Here is a 21,386-nt window from a genome sequence, read left to right as displayed (position 1 = left end):
CCGCTCATGACACTGCGGCAGTTCGAGTACCTGGTCACGGTCGTGGACGAAGGCTCCTTCACCCGCGCCGCCGAGCTGCTGCACGTCACCCAGCCCGCCCTCTCGCACCAGATCAGGGCGCTGGAACGCACGGTGGGCACGCAACTGCTCGACCGACTGCCCCGCGCCGTCCGCCTCACGCCCGCCGGACGTGCCTGGCTCCCCCACGCCCGTGCCGCCCTGGCCGACGCGGAGCGCGCGCTCACCGCCGCACGGCGCACGGCGGGCCTGGAGTGCGGGGAACTCCGCGTGGCCACGCTCTACTCGCTCACCCTCGGCGTGCTGCCGCCCGTGCTCAGGCGTTGGCGCGCGGAACACCCGGACGTCCGCATCCGCCTGTTCGAGCACCGCCACGCCGACGAGCTGCGCGAAGCGATGGCCGAAGGTCAGGCCGACATCGCCCTCGGGCCGGAACCCGCGAACTGGGTCGGCTTCCAGCAGCCGTTGGGCGTGGAGGAGTTCGTGATCGTCCTGCCGCCCGACACCCACCACCGCGAACCGATCGACCTGCGGGTGCTCGCCGACGTCGGGTGGGTGCACTACGCGCCGGGCAACGGCCTCGCGGACCTGGTCGACGCGGCGTGCGCGGCGCGGGGTTTCCAGCCGGGTGCGGCGGTTCGCACCGAGCAGACAGCGGCGGCTCCGGTGCTGGCCGCGTCGGGTCTGGGCCCGGCGTTGGTGCCGCGGAACATCCTGCCCGAGACGTTCGACGGCGCCGTCCTGAGCACCGATCCCCCGGTGCGGAGAACCCTCGTCGCCTACGCGCACAAGTCCCCGGACCCGCTCACGTCGGCCTTCGTGACCTTGCTCGCCGGTGCAGGATGGGACGCATGAGGCTGGTCATCCTGGGCGGCGGCGGGTTCCGCGTGCCGCTCGTGCACAAGGCGCTGGACGAGCACATCACCCAAGTCGTGCTGCACGACGTGGACGCGAACCGGCTGGACGCGATCCACCACGTGCTGCGCGGCGGCCCGCCCGTCACCGCCACCACCGATCTGGACGAGGCCCTGCGCGGCGCGGACTTCGTGTTCTCCGCGATCCGGGTCGGCGGTCTGGCCGGGCGGGCGATCGACGAGGAGGTCGCCCACGCGCACGGCGTCCTGGGTCAGGAGACGGTCGGCGCGGGCGGCATCGCGTACGGCCTGCGCACCGCCCCCGTGGCCGATCGGCTGGCCCGGCGGATCGCCGAACTCGCCCCGCAGGCCTGGGTCGTCAACTTCACCAACCCGGCCGGGCTGATCACCGAGGTCATGGCCCGCCACCTGGGCGAACGGGTGATCGGCATCTGCGACTCGCCGATCGGCCTGTGCCGCCGCGTCGCCCATGCCCTCGACCTGGAGAACCCGACGTTCGACTACGCGGGCCTGAACCACCTCGGGTGGCTGCAAGGCGTGTACCTGGGCACGGAGAACCTGCTCCCCACTCTCCTGGCCGACGACAACGCCCTGGCCGGCTTCGAGGAAGGCCGCCTGTTCGGCGCGGAATGGCTGCGCGCGCTCGGCGTCATCCCCAACGAGTACCTGCACTACTACTACTCGACGCGGGAAGCGCTGGGCGACAACCGCGGGGCGTTCCTGCTCGGCCAACAACAACGCTTCTACGACGGTGAAGTCGACTGGGAGACCACTCGGCTGGAGCGTGAAGCGACGTACATGGCTCAAGAGCGTGAACGCGACACGTTGGAGGGCGGTGGGTACGAGCACGTAGCCATGGCGGTCATGCGTGCCATCGCGGACAACGAGACCGCAACGCTGATCCTGAACGTGCCCAACAACTCCACACTGTCCACACTGGACGACCAGGCCATCGTGGAAGTGCCGTGCGAGGTGGACGCGACGGGTGCACGTCCGATGCCGGTGACTCCGCTGCCCGACCACGCGGCCGGGCTCGTCACGTCGGTCAAGGCGGTGGACCGGCTGGTCATGGAGGGCACGCGGTCGGCCGCGTTGAAGGCGTTCGCGCTGCACCCGCTGGTCGACTCGGTCGCCACGGCCAAGAGCCTGCTGGACACCTACGTCCGACGGCACCCGGAGTTGGCCTACCTGAGCTGAGCCCGGCCCAACGAGTCCGAACGCCGGGTCGTCTCCGGCAGCCTCGTCACGCACAGCCGCAACACCTCGGCGCACGCCCGGTCGAGGTCGATGCGGTGCCCCACGGACACGAACACCGGCTTCACCCCTTCCCTCGTCCGCAACGCCCGCCCGACGACCTCGCCGTCGTCCACGAGATCGGTGTGGGCGCCGCGCACGTCGTCGGGCATGGTGAACTGCCCCATGGGCGTCTTGGCCACGCCGATGCTCGGCATGTCCGCCACCACCCCGAGGTGGCACGCCAACCCGAACCGCCGTGGATGCGCCAACCCCTGACCGTCGCACACCAGCAGGTCCGGCGTGACGGTCAGCTTCTCCATCGCCTCCAGCAGCGACGGCAGCTCCCGGAATGCGAACAAGCCTGGGACGTAAGGGAAATCGGCCTTGCCCGACACCACGGCCGAGTCCACCGTCTCCAACGACTCCGCGTCGAGCACCACGATCGCCGCCGCCAACCGGTCGTCGTCCGCGTACGACACGTCGAGCCCGGCGACGTGCCGCACCACCAGCCCCGGATCGGTCCGCGTCGACACCAGCGGACGCAGCCGTTCCTGCTCCGCGATCGCTTCGTCGGGGGTCACTCGTGCCTCACCGACGCCCGGTGCGCGGCGAGCAGGTCGTCACCGAAATCGCCGGACCGCCGCCGCCACACGGAGTGCGCGTGGTTGGCGTCGTTGGCCGTGTTGTCGTACTCGATCAGCAATTCCGGCCCCTGGATCCGGTAGTAGTGCCCGTCGCCGCGTTTGGCCGAACCCTCCCACGCGAAGTGCAGCCGCTCCAGGTCGAGGGCGTCGAACTCCTCGTCGGCCAGGTCGCTGTGCAGCCGGTCGAGGTAGTACCGGACCAGCCCGACGAGCAGCCCGCGTGACGCCCGGTCGAGCTGTCCGGGCGTCACGCCGGCGGGTTCCAGATCGCCCACGCGGGGCGAGTTCCCGGTGCGGAGGTCCGGCGGCGGGGTGTCGGCGACCACGGCCAGCCCGCGCGCCGTCCGGCCCATCCGGTCGAGGAGTTCGCGGGCCAACTCCTCCTCCAACCGCAAGGGCTGCAACACGGTCCGGCCCCGGTACGACGTCCGCGCCGGGTTCGCGCCGAGGAAGAACGGGGTGGCCGACACACGTCCGTCGGCCACCACCACGCTCACCGACAGGTGGTGCCCCTCGACCCGCCAGCCCCACGGCTCGTCACCGGGCTCGCCGAGCAGGACGGCCCAGTAGTCGCCCTGGTGCCGGTCGCGGAGCCCGCCTTCCCGGTCGTCCAGCACGTCCTCCAACGCCATGACCGTGCTGGCCTGCGCGTAGGCGTGCGGGCTGAGCACGCACGACAGCAGTCGGTGCACGGCCTTGCGCTGGTCGCGGCCCAGGGAGCCGTAGACGACGCCCGGCCGCTCCCCCGGCGTGTAAGCCCACCGCTTGCGCAGGTCGTCGTCGGACATCTCCCGCGCCGCGACCGCGCGCTGCCCGTCGTCCAACAGGTCGAGGAAGCCCCGCGTGGCTTCGGCGATCTCGTGCAGCATTACCCGAACTTATCCGCCTCGACGTCCGTGCGCCCACAGCCGGCGCTACGGCCAGGGCTTGAGTTCCGGCCGGTCGCCGGTGATCGGGCCCGTCGGCTCGCGCCCGGCGAGCCACGTGACCAGGTCGGTGCGGGAGCCGGTGAGCGTGACGTCCGCGCCCTCGCCCAGCACCCACCGGCGATCTTCGGCCTGCAACGTGAGCCGGACGCCGTCGGGCGCCCGCGCCGACAGGAACTCGACCGCGTGGTCGCAGAACTCGGGCGACCACGTGACGGGCCCCAGGTCGAGGTCATGGGCGTGGATCTCGACCTCGCGCCACAACGCGTAGGCGGTGCCGGTCAGCGTGCCGTCGCGGTAGACGACCGGGGTGTCCCAGTCGCGGACGCCGGCCCAGGCCTTGGCGAGCCGGGCGACGGCGTCACCGATCGCGGCCCGGTGCTCCGCCGCCGAACGCCCCGCGTCCGCCTCGATCGCGGCGTCCCGCGCGGGCCGTCCACCGGCGTAGACCTCGACCATGACGCCCTCGTTCTCCGCCTGACCGGCCAGGCCGGCGGTGGCGTTGGCGATGTGCGCCAGCACGTGGCCGCGAGTCCAGCCGGGCAGCACCGACGGTTCGGCCACCTGCGCGTCCGTGACGTCTTCGATCAGGACCGCCAACCCGCGATAGGCGTCCAGCGCGTTCTCCTGGATCGTCATCACTCCCCCTAATGGTTGATAACCTTAACTCCGTTAGGGAACCTATCACTAGACTGGCTCGGGTGGCGCTGGCACTGGAGTTCGCGAGGACGGTCCGGTACGACGGGCACGGCGGGCTGACGGACGCCCTGGCCACACCGGAGGGTTTCGCGGCGTGGACGGGAGCGGTGACGGCCGGCGTAGAACCGGACGAGGTGTCACGGCAGCGGGTGATCGAGCTGCGCTGGGCCGTGCGATCACTGTTCGCGCACGTGACGCGGGCGAACGAGCGCCTCGACACGCCCTACCTGTTGGACTTCGAGAGCGCGCTGAAGACGGTCAACGACGCCGCCGCCCGGGTGCCGCGTGCCGCCCAGTTGGACTGGACCGAGCAACCGCGACTGCGTTACGAGGACTCGGCCGCCCCCGTCGACCGCCTGCTGGCCACGTTGGCGACGGCGGCGATCGAGTTCCTGGCGAGCGGGACGCGGGAGGAGCTGCGGGCGTGCCAAGGGCCCCGGTGCATCCGGTACTTCGTCAAGGCGCACGCCCGGCAGGAGTGGTGCAACCCGTCGTGCGGCAACCGGGCCAGGGTCAGCCGGCACTACCACCGCACGCGCGACTGACCGGCGCCAAGCCGAACGCCAAGCCCCGAACGCCAGCCGAACGCCAAGCCCCGGAGGCCAGCCGGACGCCAGCCGGACGCCAAGCCGCGCGAACACCCGAAGGCGCCCGCGCGGTCGGTCGTGCGCTCAGCCCTGCACGATGTAGGCGGTCAGCTTGTCCTGGTCCTCTTGGAGCTGGTTGATCCGGCTCTTCACCACGTCGCCGATGCTGACGATGCCGACCAACCGGCCGTCGTCGAGCACCGGCACGTGCCGGATGCGCTGCTCGGTCATCAACAGGGTCAGGCTGTCGACCGAATCGCGCGGTGTGCAGGTGTGCACCTCGCTGGTCATGATGTCCGACACCGGTGCGCCCAACAGCTCGCCGCCCCGCTCGTGCAGCTTCCGCACGACATCCCGTTCCGACACGATCCCGGCGATGCCCTCGGGCCCGATCACGACCATCGCGCCCACGTTGTGCTCGGCCAGCGCGGCGACGAGATCCGCTACCGACGCTCTCGACTCGACCGTCGCCACGGCCGAGCCCTTGTTACGCAACACGTCAGCGATCCTCATGGGGCGCCTCCCGATCTACACCGGATCCGGTTGCTACCCACCTCAGGCTAGTTCTCCGCGCAAGTGATCGGCAGATCACGCGCCCGATAGGAGCACTGCGCCCTCAGTCGGCCCGCTGCTGCGCGGCCGTCGCGAGCACCCCCAGAGCGGTGATCACCACCAGCACCACGACGGTCGGGTGGAACCCTCCCAGCGACGCGCCCAACGCGGGCCCGACGGAGAAGCCCACCGTGCGTACCAGCGTCGTCATGCCGCCGGCGGTGCCCATCAGCTCCGGTGGCGTGCGCGCCAGGAGGGCCGCCGCGTTGGGTCCGGCGAACAGCCCGTGCCCGATCCCGATCACCGCCAACCGCCACGCCAGGTCCCACGGATCGTCACCCGCTCGGAGCAGCAGCACGGTACCGATCAGGATCACCGCGGCACCGGTCAAGGCGACCGTCCGGTACCCGTACCGGTCCGCGATCACGCCCGCGATCGGCGACAGCACCGCCATCCCGGCCGACAGCGCGAGCAGCACCAGCCCGACCGTCCGCGACGGCAGGTCCACCAGCAGGTAGGGCACCACGAAGTTCAACGCCCCGACCCCGGCCACCATCAACGGCAACGCCACCAGCGGCAACGCCAACGACCGCCGCCGCACCACGCGCGCGCTGAAGACGACGGACTCCACCAGGATCCGCCGGCCCGGCCACGGCAACCCGCGCCCGTCGTCCGCGATCCCCCGCCGACCGGCCAGCACCGCGACCGCCACCACCGGCAGGTTGATCAGGAACACCGACCGCCAGCCGAACAGGTCGGTGAGCAACCCGCCGAACGCCGGACCGGCCACCCCGCTCAACGGGATCAGGGTGAGCACGATCCCCATGGCGCGGGCCCGGTGCTGGGGACGCACGTTGCCCGCGATGATCGGCATGGTCACCGCGCCGATCAACGCGCTGAACGCCCCCTGCAACGCCCGTCCGACCAGCACCACCTCGGTGTTGGGCGCGACCGCGATCAGCAGGCTCGTCGCGCCGAACCCGCCGACCGCAAGCAGGAACGCGGGCAGGTGCCCGGCCCGGTCCAGCCACCGCCCGGCCGGGATGCTCAACGCGATCAACGGGATGTTGTACGCCAGCAGGACCCACTGCGTGACCGAAGGCCCGGCACTGAGATCGGCTCCGAGCACCGGCAACGCCACGGCGACGGCCGTCATGTCGAGCGCCGCGAGCACGATGCCCGACGACACCGCGAACACCGCACCCCACCGCGTGCGCTCCAGGGCAGTGGTCATACGACCACCCGGCTCGTGAGCTCCACGAGCACGCCGGCCAACGCGGCCCGCAGTTCGTGGTCCAGCAGCCGGTCGTGCTCGTCGAACTGCCGGAACGCCTGCCCGACCACGACCGGCTCGCCGACCACCGACGCACCGGACGTCGTCAGCACCCTCCGCAGGTCGCCCTGGGCCATCGCGGCCCCGTGCGGGCTGGGGCTCGCGCCGACGACGGCCACCGGCTTGCCCGCCAGCACCGCCGCACCGCGTGGCCGGGACGCCCAGTCCAGCGCGTTCTTCAGCTGCCCGGGGATCGACCCGTTGTACTCCGGCGTCGCGATGAGCAGGCTCGCCGCCGACGCGATGGCCTCCCGCAACTCGGCCACCGCCGGCGGCACCGGCCCGTCCTCGGCGTCCTCGTCGAACGGCGGCACGGACGCGAGCCCGTCCCACTGCGCCAACCGCACGCCATCAGGCAACTCGTGCCGTGCGGCGGCCAGCAACCTCCGGTTGAACGACTGCGCGCGAATGCTTCCCGCGATACCCAAGATCTCCATGCGTCAACGGTCGGTCTAAGGCACCCGGCAAGGCATCGGGCGACAGCCCTATTCGGACTTACTCGGGCTTATTCGAACAGCCTCAGCTTGTGGGCGGTCGCCGCCGCCTCCACCCGGTTCGCCACGCCGAGCTTGCCGAGGATGTTCGACACGTGCACGCTCGCGGTCTTCGCCGAGATGAACAGCCGCTCGGCGATCTCCCGGTTGGCCAGCCCGTCCGTGACCAGCCGCAGGATCTCCACCTCACGTGCGGTCAACCCGAACCGCGCCCGTTCCGCCGGGCCGTCGCCGGTCAGCGTCACCCGCGCCCGCCGTGCCAGGTCGGCGATCCGGTCCCGCAACGGCGCCGCGCCCAGTCCGTCCGCCAGCTCCGCGGCCTTGCGCATCGCGGCGGGATCGCGCGTCACGGAAGCCAGGCCGAACAACGCCTCCGCGTGCCACAAGGGCTGCCCCAACGCCTCCCACGCGGCGACCGCTTCGGGCCACTCGCCCCGACACGTCAACGCCCACGCCGCTTGGACGGGTCCGGCCACCGGCATGTCCGGCACCGGCAGCCCCGCACGCACGCCCAGCGCGACCAACGGCCACGCGAACCGGGACGCCACCAGCGCGTTCGGCAGGTCCAACGCGGCCCGCACCACCGCCGCCACCTCGTCCAACCGGCCCTGGGCCAGCCGCACCTCGGCCTCCAACCCGGGCAGTTGCAGCGGGTTCTGGGCGAACGGCACGTCCGCCAGCTCACGCGCCCGCGTCAACGCCCACTCGGCCCGGTCCACCTCGCCCCGGCGCACGTCCACGAACCCCGCCAGGCACAGCAGGTGCGCGTGGTAGACGGCGGGCGGCGCGTGGTCGAGGGCGTGGTCGACGCACTCCAGCGCCTCGTCCCACCGGCCGGCACCGATCAGCGTCCGGGTCAGGTCGACGGCGTGCGACGCGCCGGCGGACCGTGCCAGCCCGAGTTCGCGGGCCGTTCGGATGCCCAGCCGTGCCAGCTCCTCGGCTTCCTCAAGCCGCCCATAGGCCTCGGACAGCGACGCCTCGCAGTGCAAAGCGCGCAGCCGGACGCGGTGCGCGGCGACGTTCTCGGCGATGGCCCTGGCATGGCGGAGCCGGGGCAACTGCGCGTCCAGGTCACCGAGCCGTGCGTCCAGGACGGCCAACGTGATCAGCGCGGCGGCCTCGGACGGGTCGTCACCGGCGTGGTGGGAAGCTCCCAACGCCTCCTCCGCGACCTCTCGGGCCTCGTCCGGGAGCGGGATCTGCATCAGCCGGGCGGCCAGCGAGTTGAGCAGGTAGCCGCGGATCGGGTGCCCGACCGGCACGAGTCGCACGGCCTCGCGGTGGTCCTCCAGCGCTCCTGGCCGGCCCAACTGCGCGCGCAGCCGACCGCGTTGCTCCAGCACGGCCGCGTACCGGATGCACTCGGTGGCCGGGTCCAGGTCGGCCAGCAGTTCGGTGGTCAGCTCCTCACCGCGTTCGTGCTCCCCGGCCCGGCTCGCCGCCTCACCAGCCGCTTCCAGCACCGTGAGCCGGTCCACTTCGAGGTGGGACGCGTTGTCCCACAAGGACAACACGCGTTCGAGCATCGCCAGCTGCTCGGCGTAGGCCAACGCCCGCCGTGCCGCGCCGGCAGCTTCCCACGCGGCGGACACCGCACCCGGGATGTCGCCGGCGGCGTAACGGTGGTGGGCCAACTCGGCCGCCACCGACCGGGGCAGCACGGCGGCGTAACGGGCGTGCAGCTCGACCCGTTCACCGGGGAGGAGGCGTTGGTACACCGCGTCACGGATCAGCGCGTGCCGGAACGCGTAGCCGTCGCCGTCCACAACCAGGATTCCCGCGTCCACAATGGACCGGATGGGGCTCACGTCGTGGACCTTGGCGAGCAAGTCGTGGGAGATGCGCCTGCCACCGACGGCCGCGGCGCGCACGAGGGCTACGGCGTCCGCGGCGAGTCGTTCCACCCGGCTGAGCAGCAGCTCCTCCAGCGACAGCTCCGCCCCGCCGTCCACCAGTGCCTCGACGAACAGCGGATTGCCTTCACTGCGGCGGAAAACGTCGCGTGCGGTCACCGGATCCGGTTCGGCGCCGAGGATTCCCCGGAGTTGGGCGCGCACGTCGCGGGCGGACAGGCGGGGCAGCTCGATCCGGCGCACCCACGGCACCCGGCTCAGCTCCGCCAACAACGGCCGCACCGGGCCGCCCAGTTCGTCGGACCGGTACGTGACCACGACCAACGACCGCGGCACCGCGCGTTGGTTGCGCACCAGGAAGTCGAGCAGGTCGCGGCTGGAACGGTCCAGCCAGTGCGCGTCCTCGACCACGAGCACCACCGGCCGCTGGTCCGACAGCCGGGCCAGCAGCGACAACACGCCCTCGAACAGGCGTGGACGTGCTTCGTCCCCCGCTGCTTGTGCGCCGAACGCGGGCAGCAGGGGTGCGAGGTCGACGCGTTCCCGGTCCGTGACCGGAATGCCCCGCAGCGCGGCGACGAACGGCGCGAACGGCAGGCCGTCCAGCTCGACGCAGCCGCCGAGCAGCACCGTGGCGTCCAGCCCGGCGGTGAAGTCGTTGACCAGCCGGGATTTCCCGACGCCCGCCTCACCGCCGACGAGCACCGTCGCGGGCGCGTTGGCCAACGCGCCCGCGAGGTGCCCGATCTCGGCCGACCGCCCGACCAGCTCCGGGCTCACCAGGTGTGCGCTCATAGCGCACCGGAGACTAGTCGAGCGGTGTCGTGCCGGCGGGGTCCGTCAGCCGCCGCTGGTGCGGCGGAAGACGCGCCGTCCCACGAACGTGTTCTGCTGCGGACGGCCGGGGACCTTGTTCACGCTGTCGTTCTTGGCGGCGTGACCGCGTCGGGCGGCGCGGTTGAGCGGGGCGGCAGGCTCTTCCTGCGACTCCTGCTCGGGCTCCTGCTGCGCCGACTCGGCCTCGCCCTGCGGAACGTCGTTCTTGGTCATGTGTGCCTCCTGAGGTGTGGCGAAGTCGCTGGTCAGCGACGCCGCATGGCGTACTGGCGCTGGTTGACGACAGCCCGTCCCCCGCCGTAACGCGGCTGGACCGCGCCGGACGAACGAGCACCGCGCCGGGCGGCACGGCTGGTCGGCTGACCGTCGTGTGGTGGTTCGTTGCGCATGGTGGGCATGCGATCGCCTCCTCGGAAGGTCGAGGCGTGCAGAAGGCTACGACCCCCGGTTCAACGGGGTCGCGTGAAGAGCCGCTAAGGCCACCAGGAGAAGGGCGCGGCGCGGCCCGAGGCCTGCGCGGCGCTGGAGGAAGAAGTCCTCAGAAGTAGATCTGGAAGAACATGGTCATGACGTTAGCCTGCTTCCCGCCGGAACGCCAACCGGTTTTCCGCGAGACAGATTGGTCCACCGCGTGAGCCTGTTTCAGGCACGTCCGGCTGGACCAATCACTCCCGGATCTCCAGCACCTCGCCGTCGATGACGATGCCGTCCACGACCGCCGGCGGCGCGGCTTCGCGCTCGGTGAAGAAGCGGGAGGCGAAGGCGCCCACGGCGCGCGTCGTGACGGCGTCGAACGCTCCGCCGATCACGCCACCCACCAGCGGCACGCCCTTGGCCAGGGTGACGGTCGCCCTGCTGGTGCCGTACTTCGCCAGCAGCGTGAACCCGACCCGCTTGTTGATCTCACGGATGAGCTGGCCGGGAATTCGCTCGATCAGGTTCATGGTGAGCCTGGTGCCCACCTTGATGCCCGCCTTCTTCAGCAGCTCCGTCCCGGCGTTGCCGAGCAGGCACAGCAGGATCGCCGTGCGCACCTCGTCGCTCTCCAGGTCGTGCCCGTACACGGCGGCGATCGACGCGATCAGGTGCGTCTGCACCAGGTACGAGGCGGTCAGGTTGGCGGGCAGGCTGATCGGCAGCGTGATCAGGCCGCCGACGTTCGTGGCGAAACCCTGCACGCCCGCCGCCGCCACGTGCGTCCGGATCAGGTGCTTGATCGCCTCCTCGGGCGTCAGCCCTTTCTCCAGCGCCTCCACGGCCATCCGTTCGGCGCCCTTGAACGGCCCGAACCCGCTGATGCCCACCTTCAGCAGGTGGTCGACCGCGCTCTGCTGCACCTTGGTGATCGCACCCGGTTCGTCCACCATGCCCCCGAGATTACGCGGCGCGCGAGCGGGTAGCCGAGGCCAATGGACATGTCTTCGCTGGGAGAGCTGGTCAGGCAACGCGGCCCGTTCGCGTCGGTCTACCTGGACGCCTCGCACGACACCGAGGACGCGGCCAGGGCCATGGAGCTGCGGTGGCGCGGGGCGCGCGCGGAACTCGCCCGGCAGGGTGCGGACGAGGCCACGCTGGACGCTATGGAGGAGGCGGCGCTCGCGCCGGTCGTGGGCAAGTCCGGCCGGGCGATGATCGCGGCGCACGGGCGGCTGCTGCTGGACCGGGTGCTGCCCCGCCCGCCCGCCACCGAGACGGTGCGCTGGTCCGACCTGCCGCACGTGCTGCCGCTGGCCACCTGGATGGAGCCGGACGTGCCGCACGTCGTCGCGCTGGTCGACCGGGCGGGCGCGGACCTGCACGGCTACGACGGCCAAGGTGAGCGGACCACGGCCGAGGTGCACGGCGACGAGCACCCGTTGCACAAGGTCGGCGGTGGCGGCTACTCGCACCGCCGGATCCAGAAGGGCGTCGAGGAGACGACCAAGCGCAACGCGACGCAGGTCGCCGAGGAGGTCGACCGGCTGGTCACCGACCTGAAGGCCCGGCTGCTGATCCTAGGCGGCGAGGTCCAGGCGAGGGCGGACGTGCGGGCGGAGCTGAGCACGCGGTGCCGGGACGTGCTGGTTGAGGTCGAGCACGCGACCCTCGCCGAGGGGGCGGACGACGCCGCGTTCGACCACGCCGTGCAGGCGCTCGTGGCCCAGTACCAGTTCGACCTGGACAACGACGTGGTCGAGGAGTTCACCGCGCAGGCAGGCCGTCCGGACGGGCTCGCGGTGCAGGGCCTGGAGCCCGTGGTGGCGGCGCTGAGGGAGGCGAAGGTGGCCGCGCTGGTGGTGTCCGACCCGGCCTTGGGCGACCGCACCGTGTGGTCCGGCGACGACCCCGCCCAGGTCGCGCTGCGGGAGAACGACCTGCGCACGCTGGGTGTCGAACACGTGGGCGAGCACCGGGCCGACGAGGCCCTGGGCACCGCCGCCGCGGCGACCGGCGCCCAGGTGGTGGTCGCCGACGTCGCCGGTCTGCGTGAGGGTGTCGGCGCGCTACTGCGCTACTAGCACCCGTTGCTACTAGCACCCGTTGCTACTGGCACCCCGTTCTCCAGGTGGAGAGGGGTCACGAGGCAGAGAGGGGTCACGCCGCGCTCACGTGCCTCAAGCGCGGCGGACACCCGCCTGGCCGACCGCGGTGTCAGCCGATCCGCCGCGGCGAACCTCAGAACCTCAGACCGCCGCGGCGAACCTCAGACTGCCGCGACGACGTCCTCGGCCGGCTTCTTCTCCAGCTTCAGCACCTTCTTGTTCCGCCGGCTGCGCTTCTCCAGGTACGTGGCCAGCCACGTCAGCAGCAGGCACATCGCGATGTACATCGCGCCGATCACCAGGGTGACGGGCACCAGCGGCCGGTCGAACTGGAAGGCGCCGCCCAGCTCGCGTGCGTACTCCAGCAGCTCGTCATAGGTGATGAGGAAGCCGAGCGCGGTGTCCTTGAGCAGCACCACCAGCTGGCTGATGATCGCGGGCAGCATCGCCCGGACGGCCTGCGGCAGCAGCACGTAGGACATCACCTGGGTCTTGCGCATGCCCACCGCTTGGGCCGCTTCGCTCTGCCCGCGCGGTAGCGACCGGACGCCCGCACGGAACACCTCGGCAAGCACCGAGCCGTTGTAGAGGGTCAGGCCGAGGACGACCGAGTAGAACGGGTCCCCCTTCAGCACGCCGTAGTGGAAGAAGAAGATCATCACGACCAGCGGCACGGCGCGGAACAGCTCGACGACCACCAACGCCGGCACGCGGATGATCTTGTGGTCGGAGAGCTGACCGGCGGCGAAGATCGCGCCGAAGACCATGGCCAGCACCGCGCCGGCCGCGAACGCCTTCAGCGTGTTGAGCAGCGCCTCCACCAAGGACAGCTGGATCTGCTCGTACTGGAGCCACGCCCACTTGTCGGGCTCGAACTGGCCGGTGACGGTGAACCGGTACACCACGAAGCCGAGCGCGCCGGCCACCACGGCGATGGTGAGGAGCGCGTAGAGGCGGTGTCGCAGCCGGGCCCGGGGCCCGGGGACGTCGAACAGGACCGAGCTCATCGGGCGATGCTCCACCGCTTCTCAAGGCTGCGTTGCAGCAGGGACATGGGGATCACGAGCAGGATGAAGAACAGCGCGACCCACAGCAGGCCGATCATCTGGCTCTCCCCGCGCTCGGACAGGTACAGGCTGATCGAGCCCGCCTGGAACACGGAGAAACCGGCCGCGATGGTGCTGTTCTTGAGCAGCGCGATCATCGTGCTCATCATCGGCGGCACGACCGCGCGGGTGGCCTGGGGCAACACCACGGAGGCGAGCATCTGGCCGAACGTCAGCCCCAGGGCGCGGGACGCCTCGGCCTGGCCGACGGGCACGGTGTTGATGCCCGACCGCACGACCTCGCACACGAACGCCGAGGTGTAGAGGATCAGCGCCATCAGCGCCGCGAAGAAGTAGTAGCCGGACGCGGAGCCGAAGGTGTTCGACGTCACGATCTCCAGCAGCGGGAACGCGAACGCGAAGAAGAAGAACACCAGCGTGAGAGGGGTGTTGCGAACAAGCGTCACATACGTGGCGCCGATGGCGCGCATCACGGGGACCGGCGCGACCCGGAGCATCGCCAGGATCACCCCCAGCACCAGCGACGCGGCCGCCGAGATGAGGAACAGCCAAATGGTGCTGAGGAACCCGGGCCCGTACAGGTCCAGGTTGTCGAGCAGGACGTCCATCGGCTTCCTCGGCTAGGTGGTGTCGGTGGTGGAGCTGGTGGTGCAGCTAGGTGGTGGAGCTGGTGCAGCCAGAGTGGTGGAGCGGCCGGCCGCCGGTAGGGGCGACCGGCCGCGGTGCGCAGGTGATCAGCAGCGGTCGAAGGCCGTGATCAGCTGCGGTTGAGAACCGTGATCAGTAGCGGTCGATAACCGGCTTGTCGGCCGGGGAGCCCGACTTGCCCAGCGTCGCGTCGTAGACGGACAGCCAGTCGCCGCCCTTGATGGCCGCGTCCAGGATGTCGTTGACCTTGTCGCGCAGGGCCTTGTCGTCCTTCGGCAGACCGATGCCGTACGGCTCGTTCGAGAACGTCTTGCCGACGACCTTCAGCTTGTCCGGCGTCTGCGCGGCGTAGCCCTTGAGGATCGCGTCGTCGGTGGTGACGGCGTCGATGGCGCCCTCGAGCAGCTGCGTCACGCACTGCGAGTAGGTCTGGAGCTCGACGATGTTGCCCGCCTCGGTGAGGCCGTCGGTCTTGACCTTCTGGATCGGCGTGGAGCCGGTCACCGAGCAGACCTTCTTGCCCTTGAGCGTCTCCGGGCCGGTGATCGAGTTGTCGTCCTTCTTCACCAGCAGGTCCTGGCCCGCGGTGAAGTACGGGCCGGCGAACGCGACCTGCTGCTTGCGCTTGTCGTTGATCGTGTACGTGCCGACGTAGTAGTCGACGTCGCCGTTGATCAGCGCCTGCTCACGACCGGCGGACGGGATCGACTTGAACTCGACCTTGTCCTCGGCGAAGCCGAGCTTGGCCGCGACGAGCTTCGAGATCTCGATGTCGAAACCGGTGTACTTGTTCGTGGTCGGGTCCTTGTAACCCAGGCCCGGCTGGTCCTCCTTGACACCGACGATGACCTTGCCGCGCTTCGTCATCTTCTCGAACGTCGCCGAACCGTCGACCTTCACGTCGCTGGCGACCTGCTGGGAGGGGGCGGTCCCCGTGTCGCCCGGGGTGCCCTCCTTGCCGCATGCGGTCAGGGCGAGGCCGCCGGCCAGCAGCGCCACCGCAAGGGTGCGAACCCTCATCGTCCTTCTCCTGCTCTTGTTCGGTAGAGCGGCGCCAGGCTCAGCGCCGCGGTCGTGGGACTTCAGTGGGTCAGGATCTTGCCAAGGAAGTCCTTCGCGCGGTTGGACTTGGGTGCGGAGAAGAACGTCTCCGGCACCGAGTCCTCGACGATCTCGCCGTCGGACATGAAGATCACCCGGTCCGCGGCCTTGCGGGCGAAGCCCATCTCGTGGGTGACCACGAGCATGGTCATGCCCTCCTTGGCCAGCGTGGTCATCACGTCCAGCACCTCCTGGACCATCTCGGGGTCCAGCGCGGAGGTCGGCTCGTCGAACAGCATCACCTTGGGGCGCATCGCCAGGGCGCGGGCAATCGCCGCGCGCTGCTGCTGCCCGCCCGACAGCTGGGCGGGGTACTTCTCCGCCTGGTTCGCGATGCCGACCCGCTCCAGCAGTTCCATGGCCGTCTTGCGGGCCTGGGCCTGCGGGGTCTTGCGGACCTTCACCGGCGCGAGCATCACGTTGTCCACGATGCTCTTGTGGGCGAACAGGTTGAACGACTGGAAGACCATGCCCACGTCCGCGCGCAGCCGGGCCAGCTCCTTGCCCTCCGCGGGCAGCAACTGTCCGTCGACCTCGATGGCGCCGGCGTTGATCGGCTCCAACCGGTTGATCGTGCGGCACAGGGTGGACTTGCCCGAGCCGGACGGCCCGAGCACCACGACGACCTGCCCCTTCGGCACCTCCAACGTCACGTCCTTGAGGACGTGCAGAGGTCCGAAGAACTTGTCCACGCCCGCCATCCGGATCATCGGCGGAGCAGGAGTGGCGGCGGTCATCAGTCCTCCAGGTAGGGGTTCCTGAGCGATGGCGGAAACCTAGGTGCGTATCACCACACCAGTCCAGGCGGTTGAGCAAGACTTAGGGTCTCAACTCTGTCACAGGGTGGCGACACTTATCGGGGAGGCTCCACGGTGCGGGTGCTGTTGGTCGAGGACGACGACCGCGTCGCAGAAGCGCTGGTACCGGCGTTGACGCGGCGCGGGTTCACGGTAGACCGTCAGGCCACCGGACGGGGGACGCTCGATCGGTTGGCCGGGATCGACGTGGTGTTGCTCGATCTCGGGCTGCCAGATGTGGACGGTGTCACGCTCTGCCGCCACATCCGTGCGGCGAGTGACGTCGCGATCATCGTCGTGTCGGCCCGCGGCGAGATCGACGACCGGATCCTCGGCCTGCACGCCGGCGCGGACGACTACCTGGTCAAGCCCTATGACGTGGGGGAGCTGGTGGCCCGGGTGCACGCGGTGCGGCGGCGGCGCGGCGACCCGGTCGGGCTCGGCGGCACCGGCACCGAGGTGTTCGAGGTGTCCGACGTGCGGGTGGACCTCGGCCGGCACGAGGTCACCGTCGCGGGTGAACCTGTGGCGTTGTCGCGCAAGGAGTTCCAGGTGTTGGCGCTGGTCATGGCGGCGGGTGGCGCGGTGTGCACCCGGGAGCGCATCCTGGCGGAGGTGTGGGGACGCACCTGGGCGGGAGCCAACCGGACCCTGGACGTGCACGTGGCGACGCTGCGGACGAAGCTCGGGCGTCCTTCTTTGTTGGAGACGGTGCGCGGGGTCGGGTACCGGTTGAGCGGGGGCTGAGTGCGGTCGCGGCTGCTGGGCATCGTGTTGACGCTGGTCGTGCTCGTGCTGGTCGGCATGGGCGTGCCGCTGGGCCGCGGGGTGGCGCAGACCGAGCAGCAGGAGTTGTTCCTGGACCGGCTCACCGACACCAACCGATTCGCGTCGGTGGCGCAGCGGCCGTTCATCGACGACCAGCCCGAGGTGCTGGAAGCGGAGCTGCGCCGGTACCACGAGCTGTACGGGGTCCGGGTGGCGTTGCTGGGCCGGGACGGGCAGGTGGTGGCGGCGTCCTCGGACGACGTGGACGTGTCCTCACCCGAGGTGGCCGACCTGGTGCGGGGCGCGCTGGCCGGTCGGCAGCCGGTCGCGCCCGCGCTCGTCATGCCGTGGGAGTCGACCGAGCTGGTGCTGGCCGAGCCGGTGCTGGAGGCGGGCGAGGTCCGGGGCGCGGTGGTGACGATGTCGCCGACGTCGAAGACCCGGGTCGAGATCGTGGTGTGGTGGTCGGTGCTGCTCGGGTCGAGCCTGCTGGTGCTGGTGCTCGGCGTGTTCGTGGCGTTGCCGCTGGTCCGGTGGACGTTGCGGCCCGTGCGGCGGCTGGACGACGCGACCGGGCGGCTGTTGGCGGCGGTGGTGTCCGGTCAGCCCGTGCAGCCGGTCGGCTCGTCCGACGGTCCGCCGGAACTGCGGCAGCTGTCCCGGTCGTTCGACCAGATGGCGGCGAACGTGAGCGATGTTCTGGCCGCCCAACGGGCGTTCGTCGCGGACGCCTCGCACCAGCTGCGCAACCCGTTGACCGCGTTGAAGCTGCGTCTGTCCAATTTGGAGGACCACGTGGTGGGCGAGGGGATCGCGCACCAGGCCGCCGCGCTGGACGAGACCAACCGGTTGAACCGGATCCTGGACGAGCTGCTGTCCATGGCGCGGGCGGGGGCGCAGTCGGTCGATCCGGTGCCGGTGGACGTGGACCGGGCGGTGGCCGGGCGGTTGACGGCTTGGCAGCCCGCTGCCGCGGCGCGTGGGGTGCACCTGGTGCTGGACGGGGAGCCGGGTGGACGGGCCCTTGTGCCGCCGCGTGGTGTCGAGACGGTGTTGGACGCGTTGCTGGACAACGCGCTGAAGTTCACGTCGGACGGGACGATGGTGCACGTCGACGTGCGGCGGCGGGATGGTGTGGTGCGGCTGTCGGTGCAGGACGAGGGGCCGGGGTTGGCGCCGGACGAGTTGGAGCGGGCCACCGACCGGTTCTGGCGCAGTCCGGCGCACCAGAACGTGCAGGGGTCCGGGTTGGGGCTGGCGTTGGTGCGGCAGATCGTGGATCGGGTGGACGGGTCGGTGCGGTTGGAGTTGCCGGAGGCGGGTGGGTTGCGGGTGGTGGTCGAGTTTCCGGCTGCCTGAGTAGCCAGAGATTCAGGGAACTGCGACTACCTAGATCTTTGCGTCCCGGTAGTACCGCGCGGCCCCCGGGTGCAGCTCCACCGGGGTTGTCTCGATCGCCGACCTGACCTCTATCGACCTCGCCACGGGGCTCGCCGCGACGAGGGATGACTGCGCCTGGAACAGGCCTTTGACCAGGGCTTCTGCCACCTCCTCCGACATCGTGTCGTTGACCAGCAGGAAGTTGCGCACGACCAGCGTGACGACCGGGCCGCCGCCCAGCCGGTACGCCGACGCGGGCAGCGTCGCCGAGCCGTACACCGGGTACGCCTGCCGCAGCTTCGGCAGCTCGTCGCCCAGGTCGAGCATCCGGAGCTTCACCGTCGTGGCCAGCGTGGTGACGGCGTTCGTCGGCACGCCACCGGACCAGAAGAACGCGTCCAACGCACCGTTCCGCATCGCGTCCGTGCTGGTCGGAAGGTCCATGTACTGCACTTTCAGGTCCTGGTCGGGTGACATGCCCGCCGATTTCAGCAGCCGCTGCGCGATCAGCCACACACCCGAGTCGCGGGCGCCCACGCTCACCCGGAGGCCCTTCAGGTCGGCCAGCTTGGTCGCCGGGACGTCGTCCCGCACCACGAGCTGGAGGTAGTCGTCGTGCATCCTGGCCAGCGCGTACAGCTTGTGGCCGGCCCCGTCCTTCTGCTTCTCCTCCGCCGCGTCGGCCGCCGAGAACCCGACCTGCGCCTGGTTGGTCCGCAGCCGGTCCAGGTTGTCCACCGAGCCGGCCGTGTTCGCCACCTGCGGGCGGGGGATGCCGGGGTCGCGCGTCCACGCGTCGGCCAGCGCCGTGCTCAACGCGTGGTAGACCCCGCCCGGACTGCCTGCGGCCATGGTGAGCTTGACGTGGTCGAAGTCGTCACCGCACGCGGTCAATGACAGAGTGGCCAGGGCCAAGGCGGCCCCGACCGCGTGCAACCGCAGCAGCGTTCCCGACACCTGCGCATCGTCGCACGTCCACGCTCTACGCTGGACCCGACGGAAGGACTAGGTGCAGTGACTCGCAGTTACCAGATCCGCACGTTCGGCTGCCAGATGAACGTGCACGACTCCGAGCGCCTGGCCGGCATGTTGGAGGACGCGGGCTACGAACCGGCCGAGGGCGACGCCCCGCCGGACGTGGTGGTCTTCAACACCTGCGCCGTGCGGGAGAACGCCGACAACAAGCTCTACGGCACGCTCGGCCACCTCGCGCCCGCCAAGTCCGCGAACCCCGACATGCAGATCGCCGTCGGCGGCTGCCTCGCGCAGAAGGACCAGCACGAGATCGTCAGGCGCGCGCCGTGGGTGGACGTGGTCTTCGGGACGCACAACATCGGCTCGCTGCCGGTGCTGTTGGAACGCGCCCGGCACAACCGCGAGGCGCAGGTCGAGATCCTGGACTCGCTGGAGACCTTCCCGTCCACGCTGCCCGCCCGCCGCGACTCGGCGTACTCCGGCTGGGTGTCGGTGTCCGTCGGCTGCAACAACACGTGCACGTTCTGCATCGTCCCGTCGCTGCGCGGCAAGGAGAAGGACCGCCGTCCCGGCGAGGTGCTGGCCGAGGTGCAGGCGCTGGTCGACGAGGGCGTGCTGGAGGTGACGCTGCTCGGGCAGAACGTCAACTCCTACGGCGTCGAGTTCGGCGACCGGTTCGCGTTCGGCAAGCTGCTGCGCGCCGCGGGTGGGATCGAGGGTCTGGAGCGGGTCCGGTTCACGTCGCCGCACCCGAAGGACTTCACCTCCGACGTGATCGCCGCGATGGCCGAGACGCCGGCCGTGTGCCACCAGCTGCACATGCCGTTGCAGTCGGGCTCGGACCGCGTGCTGAAGGAGATGCGCCGGTCTTATCGGACCGCGAAGTACCTGTCCATCCTGGACGAGGTGCGCGCGGCGATGCCGGACGCGGCCATCACGACGGACATCATCGTCGGCTTCCCCGGTGAGACCGAGGAGGACTTCCAGGCCACTTTGGACGTGGTGCGGGAGGCTCGGTTCTCGTCGGCGTTCACGTTCCAGTACTCGAAGCGGCCTGGCACGCCGGCGGCTGAGTTGCCTGGGCAACTGTCGAAGGCGGTCGTTCAGGAGCGGTATGACCGGCTGGTGACGCTGGTCAACGACGTCGCGCATGAGCTGAACCTGGAGCAGGTCGGACGTCGGGTGGAGTTGTTGGTGGCCTCGGGCGAGGGGCGCAAGGACGCCGAGACGCTGCGGATGACCGGTCGGGCGCGTGACGGTCGGTTGGTGCACTTCACGCCTGGTGACGCGCGGGTGCGGCCGGGTGATGTGGTGGAGACGGTGGTGACGTACGGGGCCCCGCACAACCTGATCGCGGACGGGCCGTTGTTGTCGCATCGGCGGACCAAGGCAGGGGATCGGTCCGAGGCTGGGATCAAGCCGAAGACGCCTGGTGTGACGTTGGGGCTGCCTTCGTTCGGCAAGCCTGCTCCGCTGCCTGCGGCTGTGGGTGGGTGTGCGGCTCCGTGAGTGATCCCGCAGGTGAGCCCGTAGGTGACGAGCCCGAGGACGTGGCCGGGCTGCGTGAAGAGATTGACAGTGTGGGTCGGTCGGCGGCCAAGCGGATCGATCCGGGTGCCGGGGCGTTGACGATTGCTGTCGCGGCGTTGGCGATTCTGGTGTCGTTGATTCTGCCGTGGGCGGATGGCGCGACGGGGTTGACGGTGCTGTTCGGCGACGCGGATTCGTTGCCGAAGATCTTCTCGTACGTGGCGGTGGTCGGGGGTGTGCTGCTGCCGGCGTTGACGTTGGCTTTGCGGCGGTGGGTATTGGCTTGGATTTGCGCGCTGGCTTCTTTTGTCGGTGCGTTTACGGGTGTGGTGTCGATTTGGACTACGCAGACGACTACTGGGCACCACCCTGGGCCTGGGCCCGGTTTTGGGCTCGTTTTGGCTGTGGTGGCTGTGGTGGTGTTGTTGGTGAAGTGGTTGAAGTTGGCTGCTTCTCGGCCGCCTATGCAGTGATGTGTGTGGGTGTGGTGGGCGGGTCCGGCCTGATTTGACATGGGGCCCGTACGGGCACCCCAGGCAGG

The 21,386-nt window shown here is 70.4% G+C and carries 23 protein-coding genes; 8 read left to right on the top strand and 15 right to left on the bottom strand.

Features of this window, described 5'->3' with window-relative positions:
• The first annotated feature begins 6 nt into the window (after positions 1-6).
• The gene (locus tag F4560_RS41400; RefSeq protein WP_184928465.1) at positions 7-873 is read left to right on the top strand and encodes a LysR family transcriptional regulator; all 867 of its coding nucleotides are present in this window, start codon (positions 7-9) and stop codon (positions 871-873) included.
• On the top strand, positions 870-2,090 hold the full coding sequence (locus tag F4560_RS41395; RefSeq protein ID WP_184928464.1) for a family 4 glycosyl hydrolase: 1,221 nt from the start codon (positions 870-872) through the stop codon (positions 2,088-2,090). The genes F4560_RS41400 and F4560_RS41395 overlap by 4 nt, the downstream gene beginning before the upstream one ends.
• Here F4560_RS41395 and F4560_RS41390 read toward each other — a convergent pair.
• Genes F4560_RS41390 through F4560_RS41380 form a run of 3 tightly spaced genes read right to left on the bottom strand, consistent with a single transcriptional unit; the run spans position 2,078 to position 4,338 of the window.
• A complete protein-coding gene (locus F4560_RS41390) occupies positions 2,078-2,710 on the bottom strand; it encodes an endonuclease V (RefSeq protein ID WP_184928463.1) in 633 nt (210 codons plus the stop codon). The genes F4560_RS41395 and F4560_RS41390 overlap by 13 nt on opposite strands.
• Positions 2,707-3,642, bottom strand: a complete 936-nt coding sequence (locus tag F4560_RS41385) for a DUF3500 domain-containing protein (protein WP_184928462.1) — start codon at positions 3,640-3,642, stop codon at positions 2,707-2,709. The genes F4560_RS41390 and F4560_RS41385 overlap by 4 nt, the downstream gene beginning before the upstream one ends.
• Positions 3,643-3,687: 45 nt before the next feature.
• Complete coding sequence (locus F4560_RS41380; protein WP_184928461.1) at positions 3,688-4,338, bottom strand: maleylpyruvate isomerase family mycothiol-dependent enzyme; 651 nt, start codon at positions 4,336-4,338, stop codon at positions 3,688-3,690.
• A gap of 62 nt (positions 4,339-4,400) precedes the next feature.
• Between F4560_RS41380 and F4560_RS41375 the strand changes: the two genes are divergently transcribed.
• Positions 4,401-4,943, top strand: coding sequence for a CGNR zinc finger domain-containing protein (locus tag F4560_RS41375; RefSeq protein ID WP_312869793.1), 543 nt, complete (start codon positions 4,401-4,403; stop codon positions 4,941-4,943).
• Between the two features lie 126 nt (positions 4,944-5,069).
• Here the strand turns inward: F4560_RS41375 and F4560_RS41370 are convergent, their stop codons facing one another.
• From F4560_RS41370 to F4560_RS41340, 7 genes are all read right to left on the bottom strand, one after another.
• The gene (locus tag F4560_RS41370) at positions 5,070-5,498 is read right to left on the bottom strand and encodes a CBS domain-containing protein (RefSeq protein ID WP_184928459.1); all 429 of its coding nucleotides are present in this window, start codon (positions 5,496-5,498) and stop codon (positions 5,070-5,072) included.
• Positions 5,499-5,601: 103 nt separating this feature from the next.
• Positions 5,602-6,771 carry an MFS transporter gene (locus tag F4560_RS41365; RefSeq protein ID WP_184928458.1) on the bottom strand — a complete coding sequence of 390 codons (1,170 nt, stop codon included), beginning with the start codon at positions 6,769-6,771 and terminating at the stop codon, positions 5,602-5,604.
• Positions 6,768-7,307 carry an NADPH-dependent FMN reductase gene (locus F4560_RS41360; protein WP_184928457.1) on the bottom strand — a complete coding sequence of 180 codons (540 nt, stop codon included), beginning with the start codon at positions 7,305-7,307 and terminating at the stop codon, positions 6,768-6,770. Before F4560_RS41360 ends, F4560_RS41365 begins: the two co-directional genes overlap by 4 nt.
• A gap of 68 nt (positions 7,308-7,375) precedes the next feature.
• A complete protein-coding gene (locus F4560_RS45875) occupies positions 7,376-10,015 on the bottom strand; it encodes an ATP-binding protein (protein ID WP_184928456.1) in 2,640 nt (879 codons plus the stop codon).
• 45 nt (positions 10,016-10,060) lie between these two features.
• Positions 10,061-10,270, bottom strand: a complete 210-nt coding sequence (locus F4560_RS41350) for a hypothetical protein (protein WP_184928455.1) — start codon at positions 10,268-10,270, stop codon at positions 10,061-10,063.
• Positions 10,271-10,302: 32 nt separating this feature from the next.
• Positions 10,303-10,455, bottom strand: a complete 153-nt coding sequence (locus tag F4560_RS41345) for a hypothetical protein (RefSeq protein ID WP_184928454.1) — start codon at positions 10,453-10,455, stop codon at positions 10,303-10,305.
• Between the two features lie 267 nt (positions 10,456-10,722).
• On the bottom strand, positions 10,723-11,424 hold the full coding sequence (locus F4560_RS41340) for an EcsC family protein (protein ID WP_184928453.1): 702 nt from the start codon (positions 11,422-11,424) through the stop codon (positions 10,723-10,725).
• 48 nt (positions 11,425-11,472) lie between these two features.
• Between F4560_RS41340 and F4560_RS41335 the strand changes: the two genes are divergently transcribed.
• Complete coding sequence (locus tag F4560_RS41335; RefSeq protein ID WP_184928452.1) at positions 11,473-12,555, top strand: Rv2629 family ribosome hibernation factor; 1,083 nt, start codon at positions 11,473-11,475, stop codon at positions 12,553-12,555.
• Between the two features lie 185 nt (positions 12,556-12,740).
• Here F4560_RS41335 and F4560_RS41330 read toward each other — a convergent pair whose 3' ends face one another.
• The 4 genes from F4560_RS41330 to F4560_RS41315 form a co-directional block, all read right to left on the bottom strand.
• Positions 12,741-13,586 carry an amino acid ABC transporter permease gene (locus F4560_RS41330; protein WP_184928451.1) on the bottom strand — a complete coding sequence of 282 codons (846 nt, stop codon included), beginning with the start codon at positions 13,584-13,586 and terminating at the stop codon, positions 12,741-12,743.
• Positions 13,583-14,254 carry an amino acid ABC transporter permease gene (locus F4560_RS41325; RefSeq protein WP_184928450.1) on the bottom strand — a complete coding sequence of 224 codons (672 nt, stop codon included), beginning with the start codon at positions 14,252-14,254 and terminating at the stop codon, positions 13,583-13,585. The genes F4560_RS41330 and F4560_RS41325 overlap by 4 nt, the downstream gene beginning before the upstream one ends.
• Before the next feature lie 172 nt (positions 14,255-14,426).
• Positions 14,427-15,314, bottom strand: a complete 888-nt coding sequence (locus tag F4560_RS41320) for a glutamate ABC transporter substrate-binding protein (protein ID WP_184928449.1) — start codon at positions 15,312-15,314, stop codon at positions 14,427-14,429.
• A gap of 62 nt (positions 15,315-15,376) precedes the next feature.
• A complete protein-coding gene (locus F4560_RS41315; RefSeq protein WP_184929706.1) occupies positions 15,377-16,105 on the bottom strand; it encodes an amino acid ABC transporter ATP-binding protein in 729 nt (242 codons plus the stop codon).
• Between the two features lie 162 nt (positions 16,106-16,267).
• Between F4560_RS41315 and F4560_RS41310 the strand changes: the two genes are divergently transcribed.
• Positions 16,268-16,939, top strand: coding sequence for a response regulator transcription factor (locus F4560_RS41310; RefSeq protein ID WP_184928448.1), 672 nt, complete (start codon positions 16,268-16,270; stop codon positions 16,937-16,939).
• Positions 16,940-18,319 (top strand): sensor histidine kinase, encoded by a 1,380-nt coding sequence (locus F4560_RS41305; protein ID WP_184928447.1) that lies wholly within the window; start codon positions 16,940-16,942, stop codon positions 18,317-18,319.
• 30 nt (positions 18,320-18,349) lie between these two features.
• Here F4560_RS41305 and F4560_RS41300 read toward each other — a convergent pair whose 3' ends face one another.
• The gene (locus F4560_RS41300) at positions 18,350-19,297 is read right to left on the bottom strand and encodes a TAXI family TRAP transporter solute-binding subunit (protein ID WP_312869792.1); all 948 of its coding nucleotides are present in this window, start codon (positions 19,295-19,297) and stop codon (positions 18,350-18,352) included.
• A gap of 57 nt (positions 19,298-19,354) precedes the next feature.
• On the opposite strand from F4560_RS41300, the gene miaB reads away from it, so the two are divergent.
• Positions 19,355-20,824 (top strand): tRNA (N6-isopentenyl adenosine(37)-C2)-methylthiotransferase MiaB, encoded by a 1,470-nt coding sequence (gene miaB / locus F4560_RS41295; protein ID WP_184928446.1) that lies wholly within the window; start codon positions 19,355-19,357, stop codon positions 20,822-20,824.
• On the top strand, positions 20,821-21,318 hold the full coding sequence (locus tag F4560_RS41290) for an Rv2732c family membrane protein (RefSeq protein WP_184928445.1): 498 nt from the start codon (positions 20,821-20,823) through the stop codon (positions 21,316-21,318). Before miaB ends, F4560_RS41290 begins: the two co-directional genes overlap by 4 nt.
• Positions 21,319-21,386 lie beyond the last annotated feature (68 nt).

It is taken from the genome of Saccharothrix ecbatanensis (genome assembly GCF_014205015.1).
In the GTDB taxonomy this organism is placed as follows: domain Bacteria; phylum Actinomycetota; class Actinomycetes; order Mycobacteriales; family Pseudonocardiaceae; genus Actinosynnema; species Actinosynnema ecbatanense.
Note: the sequence above shows the minus strand (reverse complement) of the source record. Positions and strands in the feature narration are given on the sequence as shown.

Coding starts and splice junctions, on each gene's coding strand:
- F4560_RS41400 (WP_184928465.1), top strand. CDS start 7: ATGACACTGCGGCAGTTCGAGTACCTGGTCACGGTCGTGGACGAAGGC.
- F4560_RS41395 (WP_184928464.1), top strand. CDS start 870: ATGAGGCTGGTCATCCTGGGCGGCGGCGGGTTCCGCGTGCCGCTCGTG.
- F4560_RS41385 (WP_184928462.1), bottom strand. CDS start 3,642: ATGCTGCACGAGATCGCCGAAGCCACGCGGGGCTTCCTCGACCTGTTG.
- F4560_RS41380 (WP_184928461.1), bottom strand. CDS start 4,338: ATGACGATCCAGGAGAACGCGCTGGACGCCTATCGCGGGTTGGCGGTC.
- F4560_RS41370 (WP_184928459.1), bottom strand. CDS start 5,498: ATGAGGATCGCTGACGTGTTGCGTAACAAGGGCTCGGCCGTGGCGACG.
- F4560_RS41365 (WP_184928458.1), bottom strand. CDS start 6,771: ATGACCACTGCCCTGGAGCGCACGCGGTGGGGTGCGGTGTTCGCGGTG.
- F4560_RS41360 (WP_184928457.1), bottom strand. CDS start 7,307: ATGGAGATCTTGGGTATCGCGGGAAGCATTCGCGCGCAGTCGTTCAAC.
- F4560_RS45875 (WP_184928456.1), bottom strand. CDS start 10,015: ATGAGCGCACACCTGGTGAGCCCGGAGCTGGTCGGGCGGTCGGCCGAG.
- F4560_RS41350 (WP_184928455.1), bottom strand. CDS start 10,270: ATGACCAAGAACGACGTTCCGCAGGGCGAGGCCGAGTCGGCGCAGCAG.
- F4560_RS41345 (WP_184928454.1), bottom strand. CDS start 10,455: ATGCCCACCATGCGCAACGAACCACCACACGACGGTCAGCCGACCAGC.
- F4560_RS41340 (WP_184928453.1), bottom strand. CDS start 11,424: ATGGTGGACGAACCGGGTGCGATCACCAAGGTGCAGCAGAGCGCGGTC.
- F4560_RS41335 (WP_184928452.1), top strand. CDS start 11,473: ATGTCTTCGCTGGGAGAGCTGGTCAGGCAACGCGGCCCGTTCGCGTCG.
- F4560_RS41330 (WP_184928451.1), bottom strand. CDS start 13,586: ATGAGCTCGGTCCTGTTCGACGTCCCCGGGCCCCGGGCCCGGCTGCGA.
- F4560_RS41325 (WP_184928450.1), bottom strand. CDS start 14,254: ATGGACGTCCTGCTCGACAACCTGGACCTGTACGGGCCCGGGTTCCTC.
- F4560_RS41320 (WP_184928449.1), bottom strand. CDS start 15,314: ATGAGGGTTCGCACCCTTGCGGTGGCGCTGCTGGCCGGCGGCCTCGCC.
- F4560_RS41315 (WP_184929706.1), bottom strand. CDS start 16,105: ATGATCCGGATGGCGGGCGTGGACAAGTTCTTCGGACCTCTGCACGTC.